1 protein-coding gene is annotated in these 2,248 nt (G+C 76.2%); it reads left to right on the plus strand.

Annotation, left to right across the window (positions count from 1 at the left end):
* The coding region (locus tag DY245_RS33100) for an ATP-binding protein (protein WP_425329470.1) at positions 1-2,248 on the plus strand (2,248 nt) is incomplete at both ends.

A 2,248-nucleotide genomic window follows, 5' to 3' on the forward strand; every position in this document is an offset into this window, starting at 1 on the left:
ACGCCCCCGCACCAACCTCCCCACCCCCCTCACCGAACTCCTCGGCCGCCAGGACGCCGTACACCAGGTCGAGGCGCTCCTCGCAGCCACCCGCCTGGTGACGCTCACCGGCCCCGGCGGCGTGGGCAAGACCCGCCTCGCCCTGGAGACCGCGAGCCGGCTCACCGACACCTTCCCGGACGGCGTCCGGCTCGTGGAACTGGCCGCGCTGAGCCGCCCGGACGACCCCGCACGCGGCCGGGAGGCCAAGTGCACCGCCGCCGAGCTGGCCGAGGCGGTGCTGGCCGTGCTCGGCATCCGGGAGGGCGCCGCGGCCGGCCCGGTGGCCGAGCGGCTCGTCGGCGCGGTGCGCGGCAAACGCCTGCTGCTCGTCCTGGACAACTGCGAGCACGTCGTGGAGGCGGCCGCCGAGGTCACCGCCGAGTTGCTGGCCGCGGCACCGGAGCTGCGCGTGCTGGTGACCAGCCAGGAACCGCTGGGCCTGGCGGGCGAGGCGCTGTGGACCGTACCGCCGCTGGAAGGTGCCGGCGCCGTCGCGCTGTTCGCGGCCCGGGCGACCGCCGCCGATCACACCTTCGTCCTGGACGCGGACACCACACCCGCCGTGGCGGAGATCTGCCGCCGTCTGGACGGCATCCCGCTCGCCCTGGAGCTGGCCGCTACCCGCGTACGCGCACTGGGGGTACGGGAGTTGAGCGCCCGGCTGGACGACCGGTTCCGGCTGCTGGCGGCCGGCCGGCGTGGTGCGCCGCCTCGTCAACAGACTCTGCGCGCAATGATCGACTGGAGCTGGGAGCTGCTGCCCGGCCCCGAACGCACCGTGCTGCGCCGACTGGCCGTACAGGCGGACGGCTGCACCCTGGAGGCCGCCGAAACGGTCTGCGCGGGCGGCGAGGTGGGGCGGGACGAGGTGCCCGAGCTGCTGGCGCGCCTCGTGGACCGCTCACTGGTGACGGTGTCCCGGACGCCGGACGGGCTGCGCTACCGCCTTCTGGAGACGGTCGCCGCCTACTGCCTCGAACGTCTGCGGGAGGCCGGCGAACTGGACGCCGTCCGTCGGCGCCATCACCGCTACTACACCGAACTCGCCGAAGGTGCCGCCCCTTTGCTGTACGGACCGGCCCAACGGGAGTGGCTGGAGCGGCTCGATCAGGAGGCCGCGAATCTGCGGGCCGCGCTGGACGGTTCGGTCCGCGAGGGTGCCGCGGACCGTGCGCTGCGGCTGGTCAACGCGCTGGCCTGGTACTGGTTTCTGCGCGGCCGGCTCGCCGAGGCGGGCCGCTCGCTGGAGGCGGCGCTCACGGCCGCCGCATCGCGCGGCACAGAGGCCGAGGGGGCCGGCGACGTCACCTCCGGGGGCGCGGGCGAGGTGGTCTTCGAGGGCCGCCGGCTGCGGGCCGCGGCCTGGCAGGTCGGCATGGCGTCGCTGGCCGGCGGCGACGCCGGCCCGGTGGCGCGGGCCGCCGCCGTTCTCCAGCAGTACGAGGCCTACGACGACCCCGGTGGCCGGGCCCGGGCCCAGTGGTTCCTGGGATACGCCCAAGTGGGGCTCGGCGACCCGGTGGCCGCGGCCGAGCGGCTGGGGCGCTCGCTGGCCGCCTTCCGGGCGCTGGGCGACCGCTGGGGCACCGCCGCGGCGCTGAGCAGCCGCGCCCAGACCGGCGGCGGGGACCTTCTCGCGCGCCGTCGCGACGCCGAGGAGAGCGCCGCGCTCTTCGGTGAACTGGGCGACCGCTGGGGCCAGTTGCAGGCCGCCGAGGTGCTCGGCACGATCGCGGAGATCACCGGCGACTACGCCCGCGCCGCCCGGCTCCACCAGGACGGGCTGCGGATCGCCGAGGAGCTCGGCCTGTGGATCCAGGCCTCGTACAAGCTCTCCGGCCTGGGCCGGATCGCGCTGCTGACCGGCGATCTGACGGGCGCCCGCGACCTCCACGAGCGCGGCCTGCGGCTGGCCGGGGAACAGTCGCACCGGCGCGGTGAGATGTTCGCCGAGACCGGACTCGCCCTCGGCGCCAGAAGGGAGGGACGGCTCGACGACGCCGAGGCGCATCTGCTGCCCTGGCTGGAGTGGTGCCGTGGCCGCGACGGCGACCCCGGTACCGCGTTCGTGCTGGCCGAGTTGGGCTTTGTCGCCGAGCAGCGGGGCGATGCGGCGACCGCGCGCCGGCGCCACCTGGAGGGCTTCGCGGCGGCGCGCGCCACCGCCGACCCCCGCGCCGTCGCGCTGGCGCTGGAGGGCCTGGCC

The organism is Streptomyces inhibens (genome assembly GCF_003389455.1).
Classification (GTDB): Bacteria; Actinomycetota; Actinomycetes; order Streptomycetales; family Streptomycetaceae; genus Streptomyces; species Streptomyces inhibens.